The organism is Rahnella sp. AA (genome assembly GCF_002834385.1).
In the GTDB taxonomy this organism is placed as follows: Bacteria; Pseudomonadota; Gammaproteobacteria; order Enterobacterales; family Enterobacteriaceae; genus Rahnella.
Genome location: NZ_PITQ01000001.1, coordinates 724,318 through 747,609 on the forward strand (window position 1 = coordinate 724,318; position 23,292 = coordinate 747,609).

At 50.0% G+C, this 23,292-nt stretch carries 27 protein-coding genes and 1 other RNA gene; 17 read left to right on the forward strand and 11 right to left on the reverse strand.

Annotated elements, in window-relative coordinates:
* Window positions 1–179: 179 nt before the first annotated feature.
* Both ssrA and smpB read right to left on the reverse strand, forming a co-directional pair.
* Window positions 180–543: a transfer-messenger RNA gene (gene ssrA, locus CWS43_RS03220) on the reverse strand.
* Window positions 544–592: 49 nt separating this feature from the next.
* The gene (smpB, locus tag CWS43_RS03225) at window positions 593–1,075 is read right to left on the reverse strand and encodes an SsrA-binding protein SmpB (RefSeq protein ID WP_101075405.1); all 483 of its coding nucleotides are present in this window, start codon (window positions 1,073–1,075) and stop codon (window positions 593–595) included.
* A 160-nt stretch (window positions 1,076–1,235) separates the two neighbouring features.
* Here smpB and CWS43_RS03230 point away from each other — a divergent pair, with 160 nt between their 5' ends.
* Together CWS43_RS03230 and CWS43_RS03235 are read left to right on the forward strand one after the other, a co-directional pair.
* Window positions 1,236–1,670, forward strand: a complete 435-nt coding sequence (locus CWS43_RS03230; protein WP_013576738.1) for a type II toxin-antitoxin system RatA family toxin — start codon at window positions 1,236–1,238, stop codon at window positions 1,668–1,670.
* Window positions 1,663–1,947, forward strand: coding sequence for an RnfH family protein (locus tag CWS43_RS03235; protein WP_101075406.1), 285 nt, complete (start codon window positions 1,663–1,665; stop codon window positions 1,945–1,947). Before CWS43_RS03230 ends, CWS43_RS03235 begins: the two co-directional genes overlap by 8 nt.
* A 76-nt stretch (window positions 1,948–2,023) precedes the next feature.
* Here the strand turns inward: CWS43_RS03235 and bamE are convergent, their stop codons facing one another.
* The 3 genes from bamE to nadK form a co-directional block, all read right to left on the reverse strand.
* A complete protein-coding gene (gene bamE, locus CWS43_RS03240; RefSeq protein WP_101075407.1) occupies window positions 2,024–2,368 on the reverse strand; it encodes an outer membrane protein assembly factor BamE in 345 nt (114 codons plus the stop codon).
* A gap of 112 nt (window positions 2,369–2,480) precedes the next feature.
* Window positions 2,481–4,142: a DNA repair protein RecN gene (recN, locus tag CWS43_RS03245; RefSeq protein ID WP_198555759.1), complete on the reverse strand. Its 1,662-nt coding sequence runs from the start codon at window positions 4,140–4,142 to the stop codon at window positions 2,481–2,483.
* 96 nt (window positions 4,143–4,238) lie between these two features.
* Entirely contained in the window at window positions 4,239–5,117 is an 879-nt protein-coding gene (gene nadK, locus CWS43_RS03250; protein ID WP_101075409.1) for an NAD(+) kinase, read from the reverse strand.
* Window positions 5,118–5,254: 137 nt separating this feature from the next.
* Here nadK and grpE point away from each other — a divergent pair, with 137 nt between their 5' ends.
* A complete protein-coding gene (grpE, locus tag CWS43_RS03255; RefSeq protein WP_101075410.1) occupies window positions 5,255–5,842 on the forward strand; it encodes a nucleotide exchange factor GrpE in 588 nt (195 codons plus the stop codon).
* Between the two features lie 59 nt (window positions 5,843–5,901).
* Here the strand turns inward: grpE and ung are convergent, their stop codons facing one another.
* Complete coding sequence (gene ung, locus CWS43_RS03260; protein ID WP_101075411.1) at window positions 5,902–6,588, reverse strand: uracil-DNA glycosylase; 687 nt, start codon at window positions 6,586–6,588, stop codon at window positions 5,902–5,904.
* Here ung and CWS43_RS27145 point away from each other — a divergent pair.
* Together CWS43_RS27145 and grcA are read left to right on the forward strand one after the other, a co-directional pair.
* Window positions 6,581–6,793, forward strand: coding sequence for a hypothetical protein (locus tag CWS43_RS27145; RefSeq protein ID WP_157825345.1), 213 nt, complete (start codon window positions 6,581–6,583; stop codon window positions 6,791–6,793). The genes ung and CWS43_RS27145 overlap by 8 nt on opposite strands.
* A gap of 135 nt (window positions 6,794–6,928) precedes the next feature.
* The gene (gene grcA / locus CWS43_RS03265; RefSeq protein WP_101075412.1) at window positions 6,929–7,312 is read left to right on the forward strand and encodes an autonomous glycyl radical cofactor GrcA; all 384 of its coding nucleotides are present in this window, start codon (window positions 6,929–6,931) and stop codon (window positions 7,310–7,312) included.
* A gap of 84 nt (window positions 7,313–7,396) precedes the next feature.
* Here grcA and srmB read toward each other — a convergent pair whose 3' ends face one another.
* The gene (gene srmB, locus CWS43_RS03270) at window positions 7,397–8,725 is read right to left on the reverse strand and encodes an ATP-dependent RNA helicase SrmB (protein ID WP_101075413.1); all 1,329 of its coding nucleotides are present in this window, start codon (window positions 8,723–8,725) and stop codon (window positions 7,397–7,399) included.
* Between the two features lie 156 nt (window positions 8,726–8,881).
* Here srmB and CWS43_RS03275 point away from each other — a divergent pair, with 156 nt between their 5' ends.
* A complete protein-coding gene (locus CWS43_RS03275) occupies window positions 8,882–9,628 on the forward strand; it encodes a tRNA1(Val) (adenine(37)-N6)-methyltransferase (protein ID WP_101075414.1) in 747 nt (248 codons plus the stop codon).
* Window positions 9,629–9,674: 46 nt separating this feature from the next.
* Here CWS43_RS03275 and nadB read toward each other — a convergent pair whose 3' ends face one another.
* Window positions 9,675–11,276: an L-aspartate oxidase gene (nadB, locus tag CWS43_RS03280; RefSeq protein ID WP_198555760.1), complete on the reverse strand. Its 1,602-nt coding sequence runs from the start codon at window positions 11,274–11,276 to the stop codon at window positions 9,675–9,677.
* Window positions 11,277–11,490: 214 nt separating this feature from the next.
* On the opposite strand from nadB, the gene rpoE reads away from it, so the two are divergent.
* Genes rpoE through rseC form a run of 4 tightly spaced genes read left to right on the forward strand, consistent with a single transcriptional unit; the run spans window position 11,491 to window position 14,201 of the window.
* Window positions 11,491–12,066 carry an RNA polymerase sigma factor RpoE gene (gene rpoE, locus CWS43_RS03285; protein ID WP_101075416.1) on the forward strand — a complete coding sequence of 192 codons (576 nt, stop codon included), beginning with the start codon at window positions 11,491–11,493 and terminating at the stop codon, window positions 12,064–12,066.
* Window positions 12,067–12,096: 30 nt separating this feature from the next.
* Entirely contained in the window at window positions 12,097–12,747 is a 651-nt protein-coding gene (gene rseA, locus CWS43_RS03290) for an anti-sigma-E factor RseA (protein WP_101075417.1), read from the forward strand.
* Window positions 12,747–13,697, forward strand: a complete 951-nt coding sequence (gene rseB, locus CWS43_RS03295) for a sigma-E factor regulatory protein RseB (protein ID WP_101075418.1) — start codon at window positions 12,747–12,749, stop codon at window positions 13,695–13,697. Before rseA ends, rseB begins: the two co-directional genes overlap by 1 nt.
* Window positions 13,698–13,724: 27 nt before the next feature.
* Window positions 13,725–14,201: a SoxR-reducing system protein RseC gene (gene rseC / locus CWS43_RS03300; RefSeq protein ID WP_101075419.1), complete on the forward strand. Its 477-nt coding sequence runs from the start codon at window positions 13,725–13,727 to the stop codon at window positions 14,199–14,201.
* A gap of 58 nt (window positions 14,202–14,259) precedes the next feature.
* Here the strand turns inward: rseC and CWS43_RS03305 are convergent, their stop codons facing one another.
* A complete protein-coding gene (locus tag CWS43_RS03305; protein WP_101075420.1) occupies window positions 14,260–15,078 on the reverse strand; it encodes a DUF6585 family protein in 819 nt (272 codons plus the stop codon).
* 411 nt (window positions 15,079–15,489) lie between these two features.
* Here CWS43_RS03305 and lepA point away from each other — a divergent pair, with 411 nt between their 5' ends.
* The 7 genes from lepA to acpS all read left to right on the forward strand — a co-directional run bounded on the left by lepA (window position 15,490) and on the right by acpS (window position 22,048).
* Complete coding sequence (gene lepA, locus CWS43_RS03310; protein WP_101075790.1) at window positions 15,490–17,289, forward strand: translation elongation factor 4; 1,800 nt, start codon at window positions 15,490–15,492, stop codon at window positions 17,287–17,289.
* Between the two features lie 28 nt (window positions 17,290–17,317).
* Window positions 17,318–18,295 (forward strand): signal peptidase I, encoded by a 978-nt coding sequence (gene lepB / locus CWS43_RS03315; RefSeq protein ID WP_101075421.1) that lies wholly within the window; start codon window positions 17,318–17,320, stop codon window positions 18,293–18,295.
* A 212-nt stretch (window positions 18,296–18,507) separates the two neighbouring features.
* The gene (gene rnc / locus CWS43_RS03320) at window positions 18,508–19,188 is read left to right on the forward strand and encodes a ribonuclease III (RefSeq protein ID WP_013576719.1); all 681 of its coding nucleotides are present in this window, start codon (window positions 18,508–18,510) and stop codon (window positions 19,186–19,188) included.
* A complete protein-coding gene (gene era / locus CWS43_RS03325; protein WP_101075422.1) occupies window positions 19,185–20,090 on the forward strand; it encodes a GTPase Era in 906 nt (301 codons plus the stop codon). Before rnc ends, era begins: the two co-directional genes overlap by 4 nt.
* An 11-nt stretch (window positions 20,091–20,101) precedes the next feature.
* Window positions 20,102–20,836, forward strand: coding sequence for a DNA repair protein RecO (recO, locus tag CWS43_RS03330; protein ID WP_101075423.1), 735 nt, complete (start codon window positions 20,102–20,104; stop codon window positions 20,834–20,836).
* A 100-nt stretch (window positions 20,837–20,936) separates the two neighbouring features.
* Window positions 20,937–21,668: a pyridoxine 5'-phosphate synthase gene (gene pdxJ / locus CWS43_RS03335; protein ID WP_101075424.1), complete on the forward strand. Its 732-nt coding sequence runs from the start codon at window positions 20,937–20,939 to the stop codon at window positions 21,666–21,668.
* Complete coding sequence (gene acpS / locus CWS43_RS03340) at window positions 21,668–22,048, forward strand: holo-ACP synthase (protein WP_101075425.1); 381 nt, start codon at window positions 21,668–21,670, stop codon at window positions 22,046–22,048. Before pdxJ ends, acpS begins: the two co-directional genes overlap by 1 nt.
* Window positions 22,049–22,068: 20 nt before the next feature.
* Here acpS and CWS43_RS03345 read toward each other — a convergent pair whose 3' ends face one another.
* Both CWS43_RS03345 and CWS43_RS03350 read right to left on the reverse strand, forming a co-directional pair.
* The gene (locus tag CWS43_RS03345; RefSeq protein WP_369825844.1) at window positions 22,069–22,359 is read right to left on the reverse strand and encodes a YfhL family 4Fe-4S dicluster ferredoxin; all 291 of its coding nucleotides are present in this window, start codon (window positions 22,357–22,359) and stop codon (window positions 22,069–22,071) included.
* Window positions 22,360–22,423: 64 nt separating this feature from the next.
* Window positions 22,424–23,272 (reverse strand): MurR/RpiR family transcriptional regulator, encoded by an 849-nt coding sequence (locus tag CWS43_RS03350; protein WP_101075426.1) that lies wholly within the window; start codon window positions 23,270–23,272, stop codon window positions 22,424–22,426.
* Window positions 23,273–23,292 lie beyond the last annotated feature (20 nt).

Here is a 23,292-nt window from a genome sequence, read left to right on the forward strand (position 1 = left end):
GTGATTTGGGACTACGTTTTTTGGGACTCGGGAAGTGTAGTCCCAAACTGAGTCCCAAAATAACAGGGTAGAACCATGACACACCGATAGATAACGGGCAATAAAAAAGCCGCAAACCCTTGCGGGCTGCGGCTTTCTTTGCGGTAACGGCCTTATCTGGTAATAACCGAAACCTTGTTTGGTGGAGCTGGGGGGATTTGAACCCCCGTCCGAAATTACTACACCGTCGGCACTACATGCTTAGTCCAATCTTTACATTCGCCGGTTAGCTGCGGATGGACACGCCACTAACAAACTATCCTGATTGGGTTTAACGCTTTCACCCCAGGCAAGGTGTCCACGCGATCTCTTTTGGGTTTGACCTCTCTTGATCCCCGTCCTAAGAGCGGAGGCTAGGGAGAGAGGGCTCTAAGCAGGGTATTAAGCTGCTAGGGCGTAGTTTTCGTCGTTTGCGACTATTTTTTTGCGGCTTTTTACGAGGCCAACCGCCCCTCGGCATGCTCCTTGGGCTTCGCAAATCCCGTCGAATCCAGAATCAGCCCCAAGTACTATTTCGCAGTATACCAGAAAAACTACATGCTAAGCCAGAGACTTAGCGGTTTGAGTTCTTCATGATACGTGCTTTGTCTACTTTCCACTCACGATCTTTAATGTCATCGCGCTTATCGTGCTCTTTCTTACCTTTTGCCAGGCCGATTTTCACTTTTGACCAGGCGTTTTTCCAATACATGGAAAGTGCTACGACGGTGTAACCATCGCGAGTCACTTTACCGAACAGCGTTTCTAGCTCACGTTTGTTCAGCAGTAATTTTCTTGTGCGGGTCGGATCACAAACCACATGACTTGACGCCACGTTGAGAGGTTGAATGGTTGCGCCGAATAAAAAGGCTTCACCGTCGCGGAATGTGACATAGCTGTCAGTGATGTTTGCCTTACCAGCACGCATCGATTTGACTTCCCATCCCTGCAAAGCAAGCCCCGCCTCGATTTCATCTTCGATGAAATATTCATGGCGAGCGCGTTTGTTCATCGCGATAGTCGCGGAACCGGGTTTATGTGCTTTTTTCTTTGTCATAGTGATACTTATTATACTGCAAGCGATGGCGAATGAAATCCCTACGCTATCCCAGTCTGGTGTTTTTCCTGTTTGTTTGTCGTGCCTTGCACTTTGTAGTTTTTATTACCGAGCGGATAAATGGTATTATCTGTACGTTTTATGACACCTGGAAAATGATATGCCACAGATAAGTCGTTCTGCGCTTGTGCCGTTCAGCGTGGAACAGATGTACACCTTAGTGAATGATGTCGATGCCTACCCGCAATTTCTGCCTGGTTGTACAGGCAGTCGGATTTTAGAAAACAGCGATACGTCGATGACCGCTGCTGTCGATGTTTCTAAAGCGGGCATCAGTAAAACGTTTACCACGAAAAATACGCTGATAAGCAATAAACGCATTGATATGCAGCTGGTTGATGGCCCGTTTCGGAAACTGACCGGCGGTTGGGATTTCATCGAACTGAGCCCTGATGCATGTAAAGTCCAGCTAAGCCTGGATTTCGAATTTACGAATAAGCTGATTGAGCTTGCGTTCGGTAAAATCTTCAAAGAGCTTGCAGGAAGCATGGTTCAGGCTTTCACTTTGCGTGCAAAAGAGGTTTACAGTGTCTGAGATCCGCGTTGAAGTGGTCTACGCGTTGCCAGAACGTCAGTACCTGCGAACCGTCAAACTGGAAGAAGGAAGCAATGTTGAACAGGCTGTTATTGCTTCTGGCTTGCTTGAACTGCGTCAGGACATTGATTTAAAGAAGAACAAGCTGGGGATTTACAGCCGGCCCGTAAAATTGGTGGATACGGTGAGCGACGGTGATCGGATTGAAATTTACCGGCCATTGATTGCGGATCCAAAAGAGTTACGGCGCATACGCGCTGAGCGTTCCAAAAAATAAGGCGCCTTTGGCGCCTTATTTTTTTACCCTGAAAGATGATTTTTGGTGTTACCAGAGACCATCATCTCCGGGCGATTTATTTTTGATCGCTCAATTTTGGTTTGTTATCAATATTGGTCAATTCGCCAGCCTGGTTGAAGGTCAGCGTTAATGTTTGCTGAGTGATACCTTCATGACCTGGTTCCTGGCGGAACACGTAATACCAAACATCACTGCCAAACGGGTCGTGCAGCATCGGCGTGCCAAGAACATAAGCAACCTGTTGCTTAGTCATGCCGGTATGAATTTTTTGAACATCAGCAGGAGACAAATAGTTCCCCTGATTGATGTCAGGCCGATAAACCACCTTTTCCAGAGTGGAACAGCCCGCAGTAAGCATTAGAAGAGCTACAGCGGCGGCAGTTAGCGTTTTACAGCGCATAGTCATTACATTCCTTTAGGGCATAAGATGCCGATGATAATAGACCTTTCATCAGTTTGAAACCTTTGCGGGGCACCTGTATGACCGCTTAAATGTAAAAAAGTTGAGCTTTTTACGCTGCGAGTAACTCTTTTGCATTGGCGAGCGTGTTTCGGGTGACTTCACTTCCGCCCAGCAAGCGTGCCAGTTCCTGCAAACGCGCCTTCTTATCAAGACGATTCATTTGTGTTTCTGTCACTTCGCCGTCGGTTTCCTTGCTGACAAAATAATGCTGATGGCCGCATCCTGCAACCTGAGGTAAGTGAGTGACGCACATGACTTGTGTTGATTCACCCAACTGGCGTAACAGGCGACCAACGATGGCGGCAGTTGGCCCGCTGATACCGACGTCCACTTCATCGAAGATCAGGGCCGGAGTTTCCATTTTTTGTGCCGTAATGACCTGAATCGCCAGAGCGATACGTGAAAGTTCACCGCCTGATGCGACTTTTGCCAGTGCCTGAAGAGGCTGGCCCGGGTTAGTTGTGACCTGGAATTCCAGGCGATCTGCGCCTTCGATGCCCAGATGCTCAGGTTCGAACTGTACCTGAATCTTAAATTTACCGTGCGGCATGGAAAGTGCCTGCATGCTTTGGGTGATCAAATGTGTTAACTCGTCTGCGAAATACTGACGTTTATCATGCAGTTGCTCCGCGATAGCAACAGCCTGCTGGTAATGAACCTGTACGGCTTCGCTCAGCTCAGCCTGATTGGTTTCCTGCTCATCCAGCGCCTGTTGTTCTTCGAGCAGTTGGCGGTGCAATTCTGGCAACTCTTCTGCGCTGACATGGTGTTTGCGTGCCAGATTCATCTGCCGGGATAAGCGCTGCTCCAGTTCATACAAGCGATTCGGATCCATATCCAGGCGCTCGCTGTAATGGCGAAGTTCATCACTTGCTTCACTGACCTGAATAGACGCATCGTCGAGCATAACAATCAGATCATTCATCTTGCTGTCGAGTTCAGCCAGCTCAGCTAACTGATGGCGCGCGCTGTATAGCAAACTGACAATATTCTGCTCTTCACCATCAGCCAGTAAATAGAGTGCGCCCTGGCTCAATGAAAGCAACTGACCACTGTTAGCCAGACGTTTGTATTCTTCGTCAATTTGTTCGTACTCACCTTGCAAAGGCGCGAATTCATTGAGCTCTTTTAGCTGATATTGCAGCAACTGACGGCGTGATTCCCGCTCACTCACCTGCTGTTGATATTGGGCCAACTGGCGGCAACTCTGGTGCCAGTTTTGATAAGCTTTGCGCATTTCAGAGAGCAGCAAAGGCTGATCTGAGTAGGCATCGAGCAGGTCTTTCTGGTGCTCAGGTTTCAGCAGGAGCTGGTGGGCATGCTGACCGTGGATTTGGATCAGGTGCTGGCCGAGTTCGCGCAGTTGGGACAAGGGGACGGGGGTTCCGTTGATAAAACCGCGAGAACGGCCATCGTTACTGATAGTACGACGCAGCAGGCAATCATGCCCCTCATCAAGCTGATTCTCTGACAGCCAGTGTTTTGCTGAGGGGGTGTCGGCCAGCGTAAAACGCGCGCAAATATCCGCACGACTCGCGCCAAGACGAACCATGCTGCCGTCAGCGCGGTTGCCCAGGCAAAGGCCAAGTGCGTCAATAGCAATGGATTTACCTGCACCGGTTTCACCGGTGATTGCCGTCATCCCTGCATGAAAATCGATTTCTAATTCACGGACAATAGCAAAGTTACTGATAGTTAATTGCGCCAGCATGATCACCTTCCTGTACATAACAACAGACCTGTAATTACATACAGTATAAACTGGTTTTATATACAGTAAAGAGGCTGGCGAATTATTTTTATCGGATCAGAATAGTTTTTTAGACCACCCGAGTTTTGTGCTCAATGTATTGAAATAACTGTAGTCTTTAGGGTGAATCAGATTCAAATGGAAATTACTTCGACGGATAACAACCTCTTCGCCCGGCTGAATCGGCAGGGCAATCTGGCTGTCGCAGCTGATTTCCAGGTCATTGCTCATATGAGAGAAACGCAAACAAATCGTGCTGCTGCTATTGATGACCAACGGACGTGCTGAGAGCGTATGCGGGAACATAGGCACCAGTGCTATGGCTTCCAGTGTCGGCGTCAGAATTGGCCCCCCGCCAGACAACGAATACGCTGTAGAGCCCGTCGGTGTAGAAATGATCAGCCCATCAGAACGCTGGGAAAACGCAAATTTGTCGTCTATATAGACTTCAAATTCAATCATATGCGCTACTTTACCCGGATGGAGAACCACTTCGTTAATCGCGGTGCTGACGCGACACTGTTGATCATTACCGCGCACCATTGCTTCGAGCAGGAAACGTTGTTCACTGATGTATTCGCCTTGCAGGACGTCATCAAGTTGCTGCAGGGCGTTGTCCGGATCCAGATCAGTCAGAAAGCCAAGGTTGCCACGATTGATGCCAATCACTTGTATGTCGTAACGCGCCAGAACACGCGCTGCGCCCAGCATGTTACCATCACCGCCAACCACGACGGCGAGATCGGCCAATTTTCCAATCTCCGCCAGGCTGCCGGTTTGTGCGCCTTCCAGAGCTAAATCCTGTGCCACCTGCCGTTCAACGACGACCTGATAACCTTTTGAAATTAACCAGTGGTAGAGCATTTCATGGGTGGCAAGTGCCGAAGGATGGCGTGGGTGACCGACGATCCCAATGCACTCAAATTTTTTATTCATCGCTGTGGTTATCCTCAGCAGGGTGTGATGACACCTGCATTATGACCGGTTTCATTAAAAACCAAACCTTGAAACCCCGGTTTTGATCCCCATAATAAGCCAACTAGCAAGATTAATGCTAAAACGCGGAGAGATTCATGAGTAGTAAAGAACATAAGACACCTGACGAGCAAGTCTCTGAAGAACTGAATCAGGAACAAGAGCTGCAAGCGGAAGCGGAAACTCAGGCGGCAGATGTCGTTGACCCCCGCGATGAACGCATTGCTGAATTGGAAGCACAGCTGAAAGAAGTTCAGCAGCGTGAGCGTGACAGCCTGCTGCGTGCGAAAGCGGAAGTGGAAAACATCCGTCGTCGTACCGAACTGGATATCGAGAAAGCACACAAATTTGCCCTTGAGAAATTCTCTGGCGAATTGCTGCCGGTCATCGATAACCTGGAGCGTGCTCTGGATCTGGCTGATAAATCGAATTCAGAACTGGCAGGGTTGATTGAAGGCGTCGAACTGACCCTGAAATCTCTGCTGGACGCTGTACGCAAGTTCGGTCTGGAAGTGGTAAGCGACATCCACGTTCCATTCAACCCTGAGCAGCATCAGGCCATGACGATGATGGAATCCGACGAACTGGAACCTAATCACGTCATGATGGTGATGCAGAAGGGCTACATGCTGAATGGCCGTCTGTTACGCCCGGCGATGGTTGCGGTTTCTAAAGCCAAAGCCTGATTCTGTTTCAGAACGACTGTAAAAATGAGAGGCACCTTCGCGGGTGCCTCTTTTTTATGCTATTCCGTGGCCGGTAAAACAGGCATCCAGTCAATGGGTACCAGGCCTTGTTGCCTGAGCAATTCATTGGCCTGAGAAAAATGCTTACAGCCCAGAAAACCGCGATGCGCAGAAAGCGGAGAAGGGTGCGGCGCTTTCAGTACGTGATGGCGGTTGCGGTCAATGATATTGCCTTTTTTCTGAGCATGAGACCCCCACAGCAAGAACACAATTCCCTCACGGTTTTCATTCAATGCTGAGATCACCCGATCGGTAAAGGTTTCCCAACCCAGTTTGGCATGGGAATGTGCTTGCCCGCCTTCGACGGTCAAAACTGTATTGAGCAGAAGTACGCCCTGATCGGCCCAGCTCTGTAAGTAACCGTGATTAGGCCGCTCGAAACCGGCAATATCCGTTGCCAGCTCTTTATACATGTTCACTAAAGAAGGGGGGGCCGGAATACCTGGCAGGACTGAAAATGAAAGCCCATGCGCCTGATTAGGCCCGTGGTAGGGATCCTGCCCTAAAATAACCACTTTCACATTCGCCAGCTCTGTCGAGCGGAATGCATTAAACACGTCGTGCTGTGGCGGATAAATGGTCTTTCCCGCTGCACGTTCGGCAGCAACAAACTTCAGGGTATCAACAAAGTAAGGCTGTTCTTTTTCCTGACCTATTACGTCATGCCAGGTGAGTGTAGTGGACATTGACGTTCTCCTTTTCCGCATAATTTTAGCTGCCTGTAGCTTACCTGCTCATCCTGATGAGTTAAACCTGTGTGCGCTTGTGCGGCGGGTTATCTCTGGCTTAAAGTTTTGTATGCAAATTTTATTGATAATTTACAAAAATAATTTAAGAAATGGGCTTGGAAAAATTGATATAAAACATAAATATGCTGGTGTTGTGGAATGACCACACTGAAAAGATTGATATTTATCAAAGAATGCAGGGTGTTCTGCTGTTATATCTGACAGCAGGAACAAAAGGTTGTCTTCAGACCTGAAGCCAATCAATTCACAGAATCGTAGCCAATTGCGGAGGCAACATATGATCACCGGGATCCAAATTACTAAAACTAACAATGAAGCTCTGAAAAACTCTTTCTGGCTGCTGGATAATGAAAAATCCGAAGCTCGCTGTGTTTGTGCAAAAGCGGGTTATGCGGAAGATCAGATCGTTGCTGTCAGTGAACTGGGCCAGTTTGAATACCGTGAAGTGCCGATGGAAGTTCAACCGACTGTGCGTGTGGAAGGTGGTCAGCATCTGAACGTTAACGTGCTGCGTCGCGAAACTTTGGAAGATGCGGTCAAGCACCCTGAAAACTACCCACAGCTGACCATTCGTGTGTCTGGTTATGCGGTTCGTTTTAACTCACTGACTGCTGAACAACAGCGCGACGTGATTACCCGTACTTTCACCGAAAGTCTGTAATCGCAGCCGGTTACTTCGTTTCAGATAATAAAAAACCGCCTCTTCAGGCGGTTTTTTTTCGTCTTCAGTCAGCCTGTAAATGGCTTATTTTGACGTGTCTTTTGCTGCATCCGGCTTGACGCGGCGTTTACCGACGTTTTTGCTGTCACGATGGCGAACTTTAACCTTCACCTTTGATTTTTCTTGCGCAGCTTTCTGCTTCTCTTTGCGTTTTGCCAGCACTTTCTTCGAGGGCTTACCGGTGACTTTCTCGCTCGGTGCCTTCGTTTTAGGGCGGAATTCGTCGATCACACGGGCTTTCAGCGGTTCATTCAGGTAACGGCCGATTTTGCCCAGTAAAAGGTGGTCATGCGCTTCTACGAAGGAAATTGCCGTGCCTTTACGACCGGCACGCCCGGTACGTCCGATACGATGCAGATAAATATCCGCCGTCAAAGGCAGGTCGAAGTTGAAAACGTGGCTGATGTCGTTGATATCAAGGCCGCGGGCGGCGATGTCTGTAGCCACAAGCACGTTAACGCGATCTTCAACCATGCGTTTTACCGCTTCAGTACGCTTCACCTGAACCATTTCGCCTTCGAGGTAGCAGGAGTTGATCCCTGCTTCACGTAGCCAGGCTACCAGTTCATGCACACGCTCACGCTTGCGCACGAAGATCACGGATTTGGTGACGTCTTCCTGTTTAAGCAAATGAATCAGCATCTGGGTTTTGTGTGCCAGATCGTCTGCACGGTAGTACCACTGCAGGATTTTTTTGCGTTCGCGGCGTGACGGGTCGGCTTCTATTTCAACCGGCTCAGTCAGAATACGCTCTGCGAATTCACGGATGGCTTCCCCTTCCAGCGTTGCGGAGAACAGCAACGTCTGTTTACGCCAGCGCGCTTCGGCAGAAATCGTTTCGATATCCTGGGCAAAACCCATGTCCAGCATGCGGTCGGCTTCGTCGAGGATCAGCGTTTCGATTGCGCGGCAGTCAAAGTTTTCTTCTTTGATGTATTGCAGCAAACGGCCCGTCGTCGCAACGACGATGTCCTGATTCTCGCTGAAAACTTCGGCGTGGTTCATATAAGCCACGCCGCCGGTGATTGTCGCGATATCCAGATCGGTATGTTTTGCCAGCTCACGCGCCTGCTCAGCAACCTGCATGGCCAGTTCACGGGTCGGCGTGAGGATCAGAATACGGGGCGGACCAGATTTCTTACGCGGGAAATCCAGCAAATGCTGCAAGGCAGGCAACAGGAATGCCGCGGTTTTGCCAGTGCCGGTAGGAGCCGAACCCAACACATCGCGTCCGTCCATTGCTGGCGGAATTGCCTCTGCCTGTATGACAGTCGGGCGGCTATAGCCTTTGTCGCCTAAAGCGTCAATCAGGCGTTCATCGAGTTCGAGTTCGGAAAAAGTGGTTACAGTCATGGTCTACCTCTACTTGGGGCGCCGATTATAGACGTGTTAGACGCGATCTTCACCTATTTAAGCGGTTTGCGTGCCTTTTCCTCCACATCTCTTTACCCTATGCTACGACAGTTTTCGTTCACAGGCCTGATGGCCGGCGTAATTACGGTGAAATGAGTGGCAAAAGAAGTCAGTTCGGCCCGGCCTTTGCGGCGCAACGGGTTTACCTTTAAACAGTTTTTTATCGCGCACGATCGTTGTGCGATGAAAGTCGGCACCGATGGTGTGCTGCTTGGCGCGACGGCACCGGTCAGCGGCGCACAACGCGTTCTGGATATCGGCTGCGGCAGCGGTCTTATAGCTATCATGCTGGCGCAGCGCAGTGGCCCTCAAACCGCTATTGATGCCGTTGAACTTGAACCTGCCGCTGCTGAACAGGCTGCGGAGAATTTTCGCGAATCAGTCTGGGCTCAACGGTTGTCTGTCTTCGCACAGGATATCAATGATTACGCACGACAACACCCGGCTGAGTATGATCTGATTGTCAGCAATCCTCCATATTTTGAGCCGGCAGTGGCCTGTCGCGATGAAGCGCGAGATGCGGCCCGTTATACCGAAACCCTGACCCACGCCGCGCTGCTTGAATGCGGCGGGAAGCTGATTACGCCGCAAGGATTATTTAGCGTTGTGCTGCCCTATGATATTGGGCTGGCGTTTGAAGCCCTGGCGCATCAGCAAGGCTGGTTCAGCGCATGGCGGATGGCTGTGCGCGATCGTCCGGGAAAACCCCTTAATCGCCTGTTACTGACGTTATCGAAGCAGCCCGTTGAGCGGGAAGAACGGGAGCTGAATTTGCGGCAATCTGAAGGTATTTACAGTGAAGCGTTCTGCGCTCTGATTGCGGATTTTTATCTGAATTACTGACGGATTCTGAGCCTGTAAAAGTGCGTTCCTTCGCACTTTTTAGCGATTACGGCTGCAGGATTGTTGGCTGAGGATTTTCCTCTAAATCCGGATAATCCAGCGTGAAGTGCAGCCCGCGGCTTTCTTTACGTTCCAACGCGCTGCGTACGATTAGTTCAGCCACTAACACCAGATTGCGTAATTCGAGTAAGTTATTGGAAATTCGGAAGTTAGCATAGTATTCGTCAATTTCCTGTTGCAGCGTCATGATACGTCTCAGGGCGCGTTCCAGACGTTTTGTAGTACGAACAATCCCGACGTAATCCCACATAAACAGCCGCAGCTCATGCCAGTTATGCTGAATCACCACCTGTTCGTCCGAATTGTCGACGCGGCTTTCATCCCATTGCGGAATGTGTTTCGCCAGTTTGGCATGAGGAAGGCGTTTGATGATGTCTTCCGCCGCCGACCAGCCGTAGACCACGCATTCCAGCAGCGAGTTGGATGCCAGGCGATTAGCGCCATGCAATCCGGTATAGCTGACTTCACCGATCGCATACAAACCATCAAGATCGGTTCGCCCGTGCTGATCAACCATCACGCCACCACAGGTATAGTGTGCGGCCGGGACAATAGGAATGGGTTCTTTTGTGAGATCAATGCCAAGTGACTGCAGCTTTTCGTCAATCATCGGGAAGTGATGCTTAATAAATTCAGCAGGGCGGTGGCTGATATCGAGATACATGCAATCCGCACCCAGGCGCTTCATCTCATGATCAATAGCCCGCGCCACCACATCACGCGGTGCCAGTTCGCCACGCTCGTCGAAATCCGGCATAAAACGCGTTCCGTCCGGGCGTTTAAGTAACGCGCCTTCACCGCGCAAGGCTTCGGTCAACAGGAAATTGCGCGCCTGCGGATGATAGAGGCATGTCGGATGAAACTGGTTGAATTCAAGGTTAGCCACACGGCATCCGGCACGCCAGGCCATTGCGACGCCATCGCCGGAAGATATGTCCGGGTTAGTCGTATATTGATAGACTTTCGCCGCACCGCCTGTCGCCAGAATCACTGCTTTGGCCCGCAGCGTTTCGACGTGCTCTTTGTCTCTGTTCCAGACATAGGCTCCGACCACGCGCTGCGTACCGGGCAAACCCAGCTTGCTCGAGGTGATTAAATCCACAGCATTATAGCGTTCTTTCACGCAAATATTGGCGTGTGCTCTTGCTTTCCCAACCAGCGTAGTCTCTACTTCTTTACCAGTAGCATCAGCAGCATGCAAGATCCTACGGTGGCTGTGGCCGCCTTCACGAGTCAGGTGATAACGTTCCTCTGAGCTCGCGTTGGTTTCGGTATCAAACAGTACGCCCTGGTCGATCAACCACTGGACGCAATGACGTGCGTTACTGGCGATAAATTCGACGGCTTCTTTATCGCATAAACCTGCGCCCGCAATTAATGTGTCATCAACATGTGAGGCAATGCTGTCTGCTTCGTCGAAAACAGCGGCAATTCCGCCTTGTGCGTAGAATGTCGAGCCCTCGTTGAGCGGGCCTTTGCTGAGAACAGTGACATGACAGTGGTCTGCAAGTCGCAAAGCCAAAGAAAGGCCCGCAGCACCACTTCCGATTATCAATACATCGCTAACAAATTCAGATGAAGGTTGCATAACGTATGATGTTTGCAGAAGAAGAGGGAAATTCATGTTAGCCTAAACCTCCGTGCAAAAGCCACGGGCTTGAGACTTCAATAGAAAAAACAATGATGATGTGGAACTTAATGTTCCATGTGTACTCCAAGCTGTACTTGCTCAGGAATATAATGATGAAAGCTGGCAGTACGACTTTTAGCGCGGAGATGGTTTTGGGGAGATTTTACCTCGGATGAGCGAGCAGTTAGCCGATCAAGTTCTGGTTGAGCGGGTCCAGAAGGGTGATCAAAAATCGTTCAATTTACTGGTTGTTCGTTACCAGCATAAGGTGGCGAGCCTTGTATCCCGCTATGTACCACAGGGCGATGTGCCTGATGTGGTTCAGGAATCTTTCATAAAAGCGTATCGCGCGCTGGAATCTTTCCGCGGCGACAGCGCCTTTTATACCTGGCTGTATCGTATAGCAGTCAACACAGCGAAAAATTATCTGGTCGCTCAGGGACGACGTCCGCCTTCAAGTGACGTCGACGCGAATGAAGCTGAAAATTTCGAAAGTGGCGGTGCCCTGAAAGAAATTTCGAACCCTGAGAACTTGATGTTGTCTGAAGAGTTGCGGCAGATAGTTTTCCGTACGATTGAAGCACTTCCTGAGGATCTTCGCATGGCGATAACCTTGAGGGAGTTGGATGGATTGAGCTACGAAGAAATAGCCGCCATTATGGATTGTCCGGTGGGTACGGTAAGATCCCGTATATTCCGTGCCCGGGAAGCAATTGATAACAAAGTTCAACCGCTTATCCAGCGTTAGCGATGGCGGACACAGGAAGGGTACTTAGGCATGCAGAAAGAAAAGCTTTCCGCTCTGATGGATGGTGAAGCAATCGATTCTGAACTGTTAAGTTCTTTATCAACAGATCCCAAGCTTCAGCAAGACTGGCAGAGTTATCATTTGATCCGTGATACCTTACGCGGTGATATTGGGAATGTGGTGCATCTGGATATCGCAGACCGTGTGGCCGCAGCGCTGGCAAATGAGCCGGTTAAACTGGTGCCTGGCTCAGTCTCTGAATCCCAGCCCCAGCCTCATACCTGGCAGAAAATGCCGTTCTGGCAAAAGGTTCGCCCTTGGGCAAGCCAATTGACCCAGGTTGGCGTGGCTGCTTGTGTGTCACTTGCCGTTATTTTGGGCGTTCAGCATTACAATCAGCCTGACGCATCGGGTGTGACGTCCCCGGAAACGCCGGCATTTAATACACTGCCGATGATGGGGAAAGCTTCTCCGGTCAGCTTTGGTGTGCCAAATGAGGGTAATACCACCAGCGGGCAACAAAATGTGCAGGAGCAACGTAAGCGTATCAATGCTATGTTGCAGGACTACGAATTGCAGCGTCGCTTGCATTCTGAGCAGCTTCAACTTGAGCCTGTTACTCCGCAACAAGCCGCTGTTCAGGTCCCAGGAACTCAGTCTTTAGGAACGCAAACGCAGTAATGAAGCAATTTTGGTTTGCCGTTTGTTTAGTGACGGGCAGCCTGCTTACTCCAAGTATCGCCTCGGCAGATCAAACTTCCGAGGCGTTATTGCAAGAGATGGGTAAGGCCAGCCAGTCGCTGAATTATGAAATGGGCTTTATCAACATTACGAAGCAAGGGATCGATTCCTTTCGCTATCGTCATGCTGTCTCTCATCAAGCCTCGCTAGCTCAACTGATCCTGATGGATGGCCCGCGTCGTGAAATTGTTCAGCGCGGAAAAGACATCAGTTACTTTGAAACCGGGCTGCAACCTTTCACGCTGGATGGCGATCATATCGTTGATTCGTTGCCTTCCATTGTTTTTAGTGATTTCTCCCTGCTTTCTAAATACTACGATTTTATCGCCGTTGGACGTGCACGCGCTGCGGATCGCCTGAGCCAGGTTATCAGGGTCGTTTCGCGCGATGGTACGCGGTTTGGGTATGTCATCTGGGTCGATGAACAGACAAAATTACCGATGCGTGTCGATTTGCTAGATCGTGATGGTGAAACACTCGAACAGTTCCGCGTCATCAGTTTCGATGAAGGCAAACAAGTGGTAGAGACGCTTGCCGATCTTGATAAGGCCAGTTTGCCCCCTGTGCTTTCCTTGCCCGTTTCTGAGCAGGCTAAATTCAGCTGGTTGGTTAAATGGCTGCCGGACGGTGTCACTGAAATCGCGAGCAGCCGGAGAAACTTGCCAAACATGCCTGTCACGATAGAATCACGCCTGTATACTGATGGATTATTCAGTTTCTCCGTCAATATCAGCTCTACGACCAGCGGACCTTCTGAGCAGTTGATCAGGCAGGGGCGCAGAACGGTGCAGACTGAAATTCGCAACGGAAATGAAATTACCGTCGTTGGCGAATTGCCACCTTCAACCGCCAAACGTATTGCTGACAGTATCGTCTTCTCCGCAAAATGATTTTTGGCTAAAAAACCGGGTGATCACATGATGAAAGAATGGGCCACTGTTATTTCGTGGCAAAATGGTCTTGCAACGCTGCGTTGTGAAACGCAGGCGGGATGCAGTAGCTGCCATTCACGTTCTGGATGTGGCGCCCGCGTATTGAATGAGTTAGGGCCGCAGACCGAGCATAACCTTCAGGTCAGCATCAGTGAACCTCTGGAACCGGGTCAAAAAGTTGAGCTGGGAATACCCGAGGGAAGTTTGCTGCGTTCGGCGTTTTTAGTCTATATGACGCCACTTTTCGGCGTGATTGCTGGCGGCGGTCTGTTACAGGCGCTGCTGAAAGCCGATATCTACGCGGTAATTGGTGCAGTACTTGGCGGCGGTTTAGGTTTTTTGATCGCAAAGGCGCTGGCGGCAAAAATTGACGGGAAATCAGGCTATCAGCCGGTTATTTTACAGGTCGGGTTGCCACCTAATGCATTTCGCTATTCTGCAGACAACGAATTGCCCTCATAAAACGGCCTAATTCCTGATACGTATAAATGCCACTGTTTCTTCTGATTCAGTGGCTTTTTTAGTTTCTGACAGGGATGCGGTTCTGAATCATATGTTCTATCAGCGCGATGAAAAGATCGGCACTTGAGAGCGATGTGTAAGGGACGGAAAACAGGATCCGCCCATGCTTATCCAGTAATCTGATCAACGGGCTGTTGCTTCCACCACTGATGAACTGAATGTCCTCAACCGGCACCGTTTTCCCTTCATCGGTTGTCAGCATCAGCGCGCTCAGTCTGATCCGTTTCTCGTGCGTTGTCATGAGGTTGGAGCTGATAAATCGTTTCAATCCGCAGCGGTCATTAAGTACGCGGGTAAAAAGAATATCGCCACCCTGAGCCAATGTATTTAATGCCCACGGGCCACGAAACATCAGCTGTTCATTTTTAATCACTTCAATTAAACGTTCAGAATGAGCAATGTTTGGTGTGATCTTATGCCAGGTCTTGCTATTTTCCTCACGAAAAATCATTGTATTTAAAATACGTCGTGTGTATTTCCCTGTTCTGAAACGATATATATCCATGATCCGTTCGAACGGGATGAAGCGGTTCTTTCTGTCCGTCTGGCTTATTACTAAAATACCATTTTCGTGCAGCTGATAGATCTGATTTGGACGTATGAGCTTCCTCAACATGATGAGGACAATCCCCAGCGCAATGCTGAGTAAAGCAGACACAACCACGCTGTGCAGGCCGGTTGCTGTATGGCCGAAAGCCAGCAGATAGGCAATTTGCACTGCGCCGCCGATAAGCAGAATACCTGACAGGACCAGAGTGATCCACGAGTTGGCTTTGGCAAAGCCATGCTGACTTAGCAATCGCCCTTCATTGATCATATTGATAACCTTGTGACCGGATTGAATTAAAATAAAAAAGATGTTTAAGGAAGAATTAGAATTAGAGCTTGCCGGTTGGGAAAAGTAATTTTGTTTTTATAACAATATATTAAGTTCCAGGATGCGTTTTTGTATATGGGCATTTTCCTAAAACCTAAGGGGTGGGGAACCCACATAAAATATCGGATAACAGAAAAGTACTGATAGACCGTTAACGAAAATAAAATGAAATGTTGAACACGCACTTCAGAAAAGCTCGCATAATCTGGAGTTAGGGTATGCCGAGACTAGGTTTTCACGGTGCTGGCATGTAGAATGCTGCGACTTAGGCGAAAGACAGCCAACCTACAAACCGTCGCTGTATGTTCAAGGCGAATGATTCAGAAATACCAAGGTAAAAAAACTTTTATAATGAAGCATATACGAAATTTCTCCATTATTGCCCACATTGACCACGGTAAGTCGACGCTGTCAGACCGTATTATTCAAATTTGCGGCGGCTTGTCTGATCGTGAAATGGAAGCGCAGGTTCTTGATTCAATGGATCTGGAACGCGAACGTGGCATCACAATCAAAGCGCAGAGTGTTACGCTCGACTACAAAGCGAAAGATGGTCAGGTCTATCACCTGAACTTTATCGATACCCCGGGGCATGTCGACTTTTCCTACGAGGTTTCCCGTTCCCTGGCTGCCTGTGAGGGCGCCTTGTTGGTGGTCGATGCAGGGCAGGGTGTGGAAGCGCAGACGCTGGCAAACTGCTATACCGCAATGGAAATGGATCTGGAAGTAGTTCCGGTTCTGAACAAAATCGACTTGCCGGCGGCTGATCCCGATCGCGCTGCGCAGGAAATCGAAGATATCGTGGGCATCGATGCAACCGATGCCGTGCGTTGTTCGGCGAAAACCGGCGTTGGAGTGCCAGAGGTGCTGGAACGTCTGGTTCGTGATGTCCCGCCACCGGAGGGTGATCCGGAAGCCCCTCTGCAGGCGCTGATCATCGACTCCTGGTTCGATAACTACCTTGGCGTGGTTTCTCTGGTCCGTATCAAAAACGGCACCATGAGAAAAGGCGACAAAATCAAAGTGATGAGTACCGGACAGGTGTATAACGCCGATCGTCTGGGTATATTCACGCCTAAACGTGTTGATAAAGATGTCCTGAACTGCGGCGAAGTTGGCTGGCTGGTTTGTGCTATCAAAGACATCCTGGGCGCGCCGGTTGGCGATACATTAACGCTTGCCCGTAATCCTGCTGATAAAGTCCTGCCTGGTTTCAAAAAAGTGAAACCACAGGTTTATGCCGGTCTGTTCCCGGTCAGCTCCGACGATTACGAGAACTTCCGTGACGCGCTGGGCAAGCTGAGCCTCAACGATGCTTCTCTGTTCTATGAGCCAGAAAGTTCTACGGCGCTGGGCTTTGGATTCCGTATCGGTTTCCTTGGTCTGCTGCACATGGAAATCATTCAGGAACGTCTGGAACGTGAATACGATCTGGATCTGATTACCACGGCACCGACGGTAGTGTATGAAGTACTGACGACGAGTAACGAAACGGTTTATGTCGACAGCCCGTCAAAACTGCCCGCTTTGAATAACATTCAGGAGTTACGCGAACCTATCGCCGAATGTCACATGCTGATGCCACAGGAATATCTGGGCAGCGTGATCACGTTATGCATTGAGAAACGCGGCGTGCAGACCAACATGGTTTATCACGGCAATCAGGTTGCGTTGACTTACGAAATCCCAATGGCAGAAGTCGTGCTCGATTTCTTCGACCGTCTGAAGTCCACTTCGCGCGGCTATGCGTCGCTTGATTACAATTTCAAACGTTTCCAGACTTCAGACATGGTGCGTGTTGATGTTCTAATCAACGGTGACCGTGTGGATGCGTTGGCACTGATTACTCACCGTGGCAACTCACAGTTCCGTGGGCGCCAGTTGGTTGAGAAGATGCAGGAATTGATCCCGCGTCAGCAGTTCGACATTGCAATCCAGGCGGCGATTGGTGCTCATATCATTGCCCGTTCCACCGTGAAGCAATTACGTAAAAACGTTCTCGCCAAGTGTTATGGCGGTGACGTCAGCCGTAAGAAAAAACTGTTGCAGAAACAGAAAGATGGTAAGAAACGCATGAAGCAAGTGGGTAACGTTGAGTTACCACAGGAAGCGTTCCTGGCCATTCTTCACGTAGGCAAAGAAAGCAAATAAATCCTTAATTGAGTAGTAGGGAGTATGCATGGCTAACATGTTTGCCCTGATCCTGGCGATTGCAACGCTAGTGTCAGGGATTATCTGGTGCCTTGATCGTTTTAAGCTGGCACCTGCACGCCGGGCTAAAATTGAGAAAATTAAGGCCGAGACAGGAGGTGCTGTTGACGATTCAACGCTGAGCAAGGTCGCGAAGCAACCCGGCTGGGTTGAAACCTGTGCTTCTGTATTCCCGGTGTTGTTAGTTGTGTTTGTGGTGCGTTCATTTATTTATGAACCCTTCCAGATCCCGTCCGGCTCCATGATGCCAACGTTGCTTATTGGCGATTTTATTGTGGTTGAGAAATATGCTTATGGTCTGAAAGATCCTATTACTCAGACCAAGTTGATTCCAACGGGTGAGCCAAAGCGCGGCGACGTCGTGGTATTTAAATATCCGCTTAATCCCAGCGTGGACTATATTAAGCGTCTGGTTGGTTTGCCTGGTGATCGTGTGACTTACGATCCGTTTAGCAAGCAGGTGACCGTACAGCCCGCGTGTGAAAGCGGTAAAAATTGCAATACGGCACTGGCGGTGACTTATGACACCGGCGTTGCCAGCGATTTCGTACAGACTTTTGGTCAGTCATCGGGTGGTGAAGCCAGCAGTGGTTTCTTTGAAACGCCGCCTGCCGAGAATGTCCCGCAAGATGGGGTTCGTTTGGTACAGCGCAATGAAACACTGGGCAACGTAACTCATCGTATTCTGACCGTGCCAGGTGCGCGTGACCAATTGGGGGCGTATTATCAGCAACCAGGTCAACCACTGGGAACATGGGTTGTCCCGGCCGGCCATTATTTCATGATGGGTGACAACCGCGATAACAGCGCTGACAGCCGTTATTGGGGATTTGTCCCTGAGCAGAATTTAGTGGGTAAAGCTTCTGCAATCTGGATGAGCTTTAAAAAACAGGAAGGCGAGTGGCCGACCGGTGTTCGTTTAAGCCGTATCGGTGGAATTCATTAATTTAATGGTGCCTATTAACGCAGCATTATATGTTCACTCGTTGTAGAATATCTTTTCGGGCGATAAAAGTTGGCTCCCCTGATTTTTAATGTTTATTAAAAAAACAGCAGAGGGAGCCACTGCAAACGAAACAGCTTTGGATTGGCTTAGGGCGAAGCAGGCCTGTTCCGTATGCTGAAGTTTTTGACGCATTCTTGATCTATTGGTAACTCATGAATCCCATCGTAATAAACAGGCTTCAGCGGAAGCTGGGCTACACTTTCCAACAGCAGGAGCTTTTATTGCAGGCACTGACTCACCGCAGCGCAAGCAGTAAACACAATGAGCGTTTAGAGTTCCTGGGTGATTCCATTCTTAGTTATGTGATTGCTAACGCGCTGTACCATCGCTTTCCTCGCGTAGACGAGGGCGATATGAGTCGCATGCGCGCCACACTGGTGCGCGGAAATACGTTAGCTGAAATGGCACGTGAATTCGATCTCGGCGAATGTCTGCGTTTAGGGCCGGGCGAATTGAAAAGTGGTGGTTTCCGCCGCGAGTCGATTCTTGCGGATACGGTGGAGGCACTCATTGGCGGCGTGTTCCTGGACAGTGATATCCAGACCGTCGAAAAGCTGATTCTCGATTGGTACCGTAGTCGTTTAGACGAAATCAGTCCCGGTGATAAGCAGAAAGACCCAAAAACCCGTTTACAGGAGTTTTTGCAAGGTCGCCATCTGCCGTTGCCTTCTTATCTGGTTGTGCAGGTTCGCGGTGAAGCGCACGATCAGGAGTTTACCATCCACTGCCAGGTCAGTGGCTTGAACCAGCCGGTTGTAGGAACCGGTTCAAGTCGCCGAAAAGCCGAGCAGGCGGCAGCGGAACAAGCGCTGATACAGCTGGAGCTTGAATGAGCGAAGAAAAAAGTTACTGTGGTTTTGTTGCAATCGTAGGCCGTCCTAACGTCGGTAAATCTACGTTGCTTAATGAATTATTGGGGCAAAAAATCTCCATTACTTCACGCAAACCACAAACCACGCGTCACCGCATCATGGGCATCCACACCGAAGGGCCTTATCAGGCTATTTACGTGGATACCCCGGGGCTGCACATCGAAGAAAAACGTGCCATTAACCGTCTGATGAACCGTGCTGCGAGCAGCTCAATTGGTGATGTTGAACTGGTGATCTTCGTGGTTGAAGGCACCAACTGGACTGCCGATGACGAAATGGTCGTTAACAAACTGCGTGATTTGAAATCGCCGGTTTTGCTGGCTATCAATAAAATTGATAACGTTACCGACAAATCTAAGTTGTTGCCTCACTTGCAGTTCCTGAGTGAACAAATGAACTTTGTTGATATCGTTCCTATCTCTGCCGAGAAAGGGACTAACGTTGATACCATCGCAGCTCTGGTTCGCAAACGTCTGCCGGAAGCGGTGCATCACTTCCCGGAAGATTACATTACTGACCGTTCACAGCGCTTTATGGCGTCTGAAATCATCCGTGAAAAACTGATGCGTTTTCTGGGCGAAGAGCTGCCGTATTCAGTCACCGTTGAAATTGAACGCTTCGTCAGCAATGAACGTGGCGGTTACGACATCAATGGTCTGATTTTGGTAGAACGCGAAGGCCAGAAGAAAATGGTTATCGGTAATAAAGGCTCTAAAATCAAGACGATTGGCATCGAAGCCCGCCAGGACATGGAAAACATGTTTGAAGCGAAAGTTCATCTTGAATTGTGGGTTAAGGTTAAATCCGGCTGGGCAGACGATGAACGTGCGCTGCGTAGTTTGGGTTATGTAGACGACTTATAAGGTCCGCGCCTATGGAAGGCTGGCAACGCGCATTTGTTTTGCATGGGCGACCTTACAGTGAAACCAGCCTTATGCTGGATCTCTTCACTGAAGGACAGGGGCGGGTACGCATACTGGCTAAAGGTGCGCGTGGCCGCCGGTCCAATCTGAAAGGTTGCCTTCAGCCTTTTACGCCGTTGCTGGTTCGCTGGAGCGGACGGGGAGAAGTCAAAACCCTGCGCAACGCCGAACCAGTTTCTCTGGCACTTCCGCTTTCCGGTTTGATGCTTTACAGCGGCCTGTATGTAAACGAGCTGGTTTCCCGTGTGCTTGAGCAGGAAGCGAATTATTCCGCATTATTCTTCGATTATCTGAATTGCCTGCAAAATCTGGCCGGTGCTACCGGCTCGCCGGAATATGCTTTGCGCCAGTTCGAATTATCCCTTTTGTACCATCTGGGTTACGGCGTCGATTTTCTGCACTGCGCAGGCAGCGGCGAAGAAGTAAGTGACACCATGACTTACCGTTACCGCGAAGAGAAAGGGTTTATCGCCAGCCTGGTTATCGATAATTCCAGTTTCACCGGCAGGGATTTAAAAGCCCTCGCCAGTCGTGAATTCGACGTCGTTACCTTGCGCGCAGCCAAACGTTTCACACGCATGGCGTTGAAGCCGTATCTCGGCGGAAAACCGCTGAAAAGCCGTGAGCTGTTCCGCCAGTTTCAGGTAAAAAAGCCCGTCTCATCTTCTGACAATTCTGCCGGTTAATTCAGACTCCGCTCTACACCCCGACATACGGTAAGGTGTAAACTGCGGAAATCGCTTTTGTTTCATTCTTAAATCAATCCATTCAAAATCTGGAGCTGTTATGGCTGAGTTGCTGTTGGGCGTTAACATTGATCACATCGCGACACTGCGTAATGCGCGCGGTACGGCTTACCCTGACCCGGTCCAGGCTGCATTTATCGCCGAGCAGGCGGGTGCGGACGGCATTACCGTTCACCTGCGAGAAGATCGCCGCCATATTACTGACCGTGATGTGCGTCTTTTGCGCCAGACAATCCAGACCCGGATGAATCTGGAAATGGCCGTGACCGATGAAATGGTCGGGATCGCCTGTGAAATTCTGCCGCATTTCTGCTGCCTGGTGCCGGAAAAGCGTGAAGAAGTGACCACCGAAGGCGGGCTGGATGTGGCCGGTCAGCTCGACAAAATGACGGTCGCCGTTTCACGTCTCAGCGAAGCGGGAATTCTGGTTTCCCTGTTCATCGACCCGGATCTGCGCCAGATTGATGCCGCTGTGGCTGTCGGCGCGCCTTATATCGAAATCCATACCGGTGCTTATGCGGAAGCTAAAACTGACCTTGAGCGTCTGGCTGAACTGGAACGCATCAAACAAGGTGCAGCGTACGCCGCGGGCAAAGGCCTGAAAGTGAATGCGGGCCACGGCCTGACTTACCATAACGTGCAGCCGATTGCGGCTCTGCCGGAAATGCATGAGCTGAATATCGGCCACGCGATTATCGGTCAGGCTGTTATCGACGGTTTGTCGGGGGCGGTACGTGAGATGAAAAATCTGATGAGAGAAGCACGTCGGTAATGAGCATTTTAGGTTTAGGTACGGATATCGTTGAAATTTCCCGTATCGAAGCGGTTATTCAGCGTAGTGGTGACCGTCTGGCCCGCAGAATTTTGTGCGCCAGCGAGTGGGCTATATATCTGCAACATCAGCAGCCGGTTCGTTTTCTGGCAAAGCGTTTTGCGGTTAAAGAAGCGGCTGCAAAGGCGCTGGGAACCGGGATCCGCAACGGTCTGGCGTTTGAACAGTTTGAAGTGGTGAATGACGTGCTGGGAAAGCCAGGCCTGGTTTTCCATGCCCGTGCCGCTGAACTGGCAGCAAAAATGGGAGTGAAATCGGTGCATGTTACGCTTGCCGATGAACGCCGTTATGCCTGTGCGACAGTAATTATAGAAAATTAATTGAGTGCATCACGCCGCCATCACACGGTGTGATGCAATACCACAAATTTATCCCACAGCTCTTCGTTGGTTTCTTTATGCGCTGGATTGATGATGATTGTATTGTCGATCGGGCAGACACTCTGACAGGTCGGTTTATCGTAATGACCGATGCATTCCGTACAGCGATCGCTGTCGATTTCGTAAATCTCATTGCCCATCGAAATCGCCTGATTCGGGCACTCCGGTTCGCACATATCGCAATTAATGCATTTGTGTGTGATCAGCAGGGCCATGGCGTTTCTCATATCGTCAGTCAACAGGGCGCGCAGTATAGCAGAATTGCGCTGGCGTAGGTTCTGCGTCTGCGCCTTTTGAAGCGTCAACTGATCCTGATCAAACCAACTTTTTTACCAATTCTTCGCTATGGCGGATCCGTTCTGGCGCATGTTCTGTATCCTGCTGAACCAGCGCAACAAACAGCAAATCCGTCAGGGAATATTGCGCTGTCGTCGCCGACAGTGCTGCACCGCGGGTGGCAGGGAGTTCTGCGACGGTGTACAAACAGTGATCGGCCTGCTGTTGCAGCGTATTTGGAGAAAAGCCGGTGATAGCTAAAACTTTCGCGCCGCTTTCACGCGCAACCCGTGCAGCAAGATTGATTTCACTGCGTTCACCGCTAAAAGAAATCGCCAGCAGCAAATCCTCTTTTGAAAGCGCCTGAGCCGTTGCGATCAGCACATGCGTATCGGATTCTGCAATTGCCGTGACCCCGATTTTTAACAGCTTATACGCCAGATCTTTGGCTACCAGCCCGGATGCACCGATACCTGTCAGAATAATTTTTCGGGCACTTCCCAGCATCGACAACGCAATTTGCAGACGGGGTTCACTGTTAATGTCCAGCGTGGCACGAAGCGCTGATTGTTTTTCTGTCAGCAATTTCTCGCCAACAACATGCAGGCCATCCGTACTCAAAATCTGATTATGCACGGTGACCGGTTCGCTGCTTTTCGGTGACGCCAGCGATTCACTCATTGCAAGTTTCAGTGCCGGAAAGCCTTTGTAGCCTAATTTCTGGGCAAACTTCACCACGCCGGACTGGCTGACACCGGCCATCTCTGCCAGTTTTTGCGAGCTCATATGGCGCGCCTTTTCCGGCTGAACCAGAAGGAAGTCCGCCAGTTTACGGTCATTTTGTGCCAGCGTCGGATAAAGCTGGCGGATACGAATCATACAACTCATGGTGGGTTATCCCGACGCCT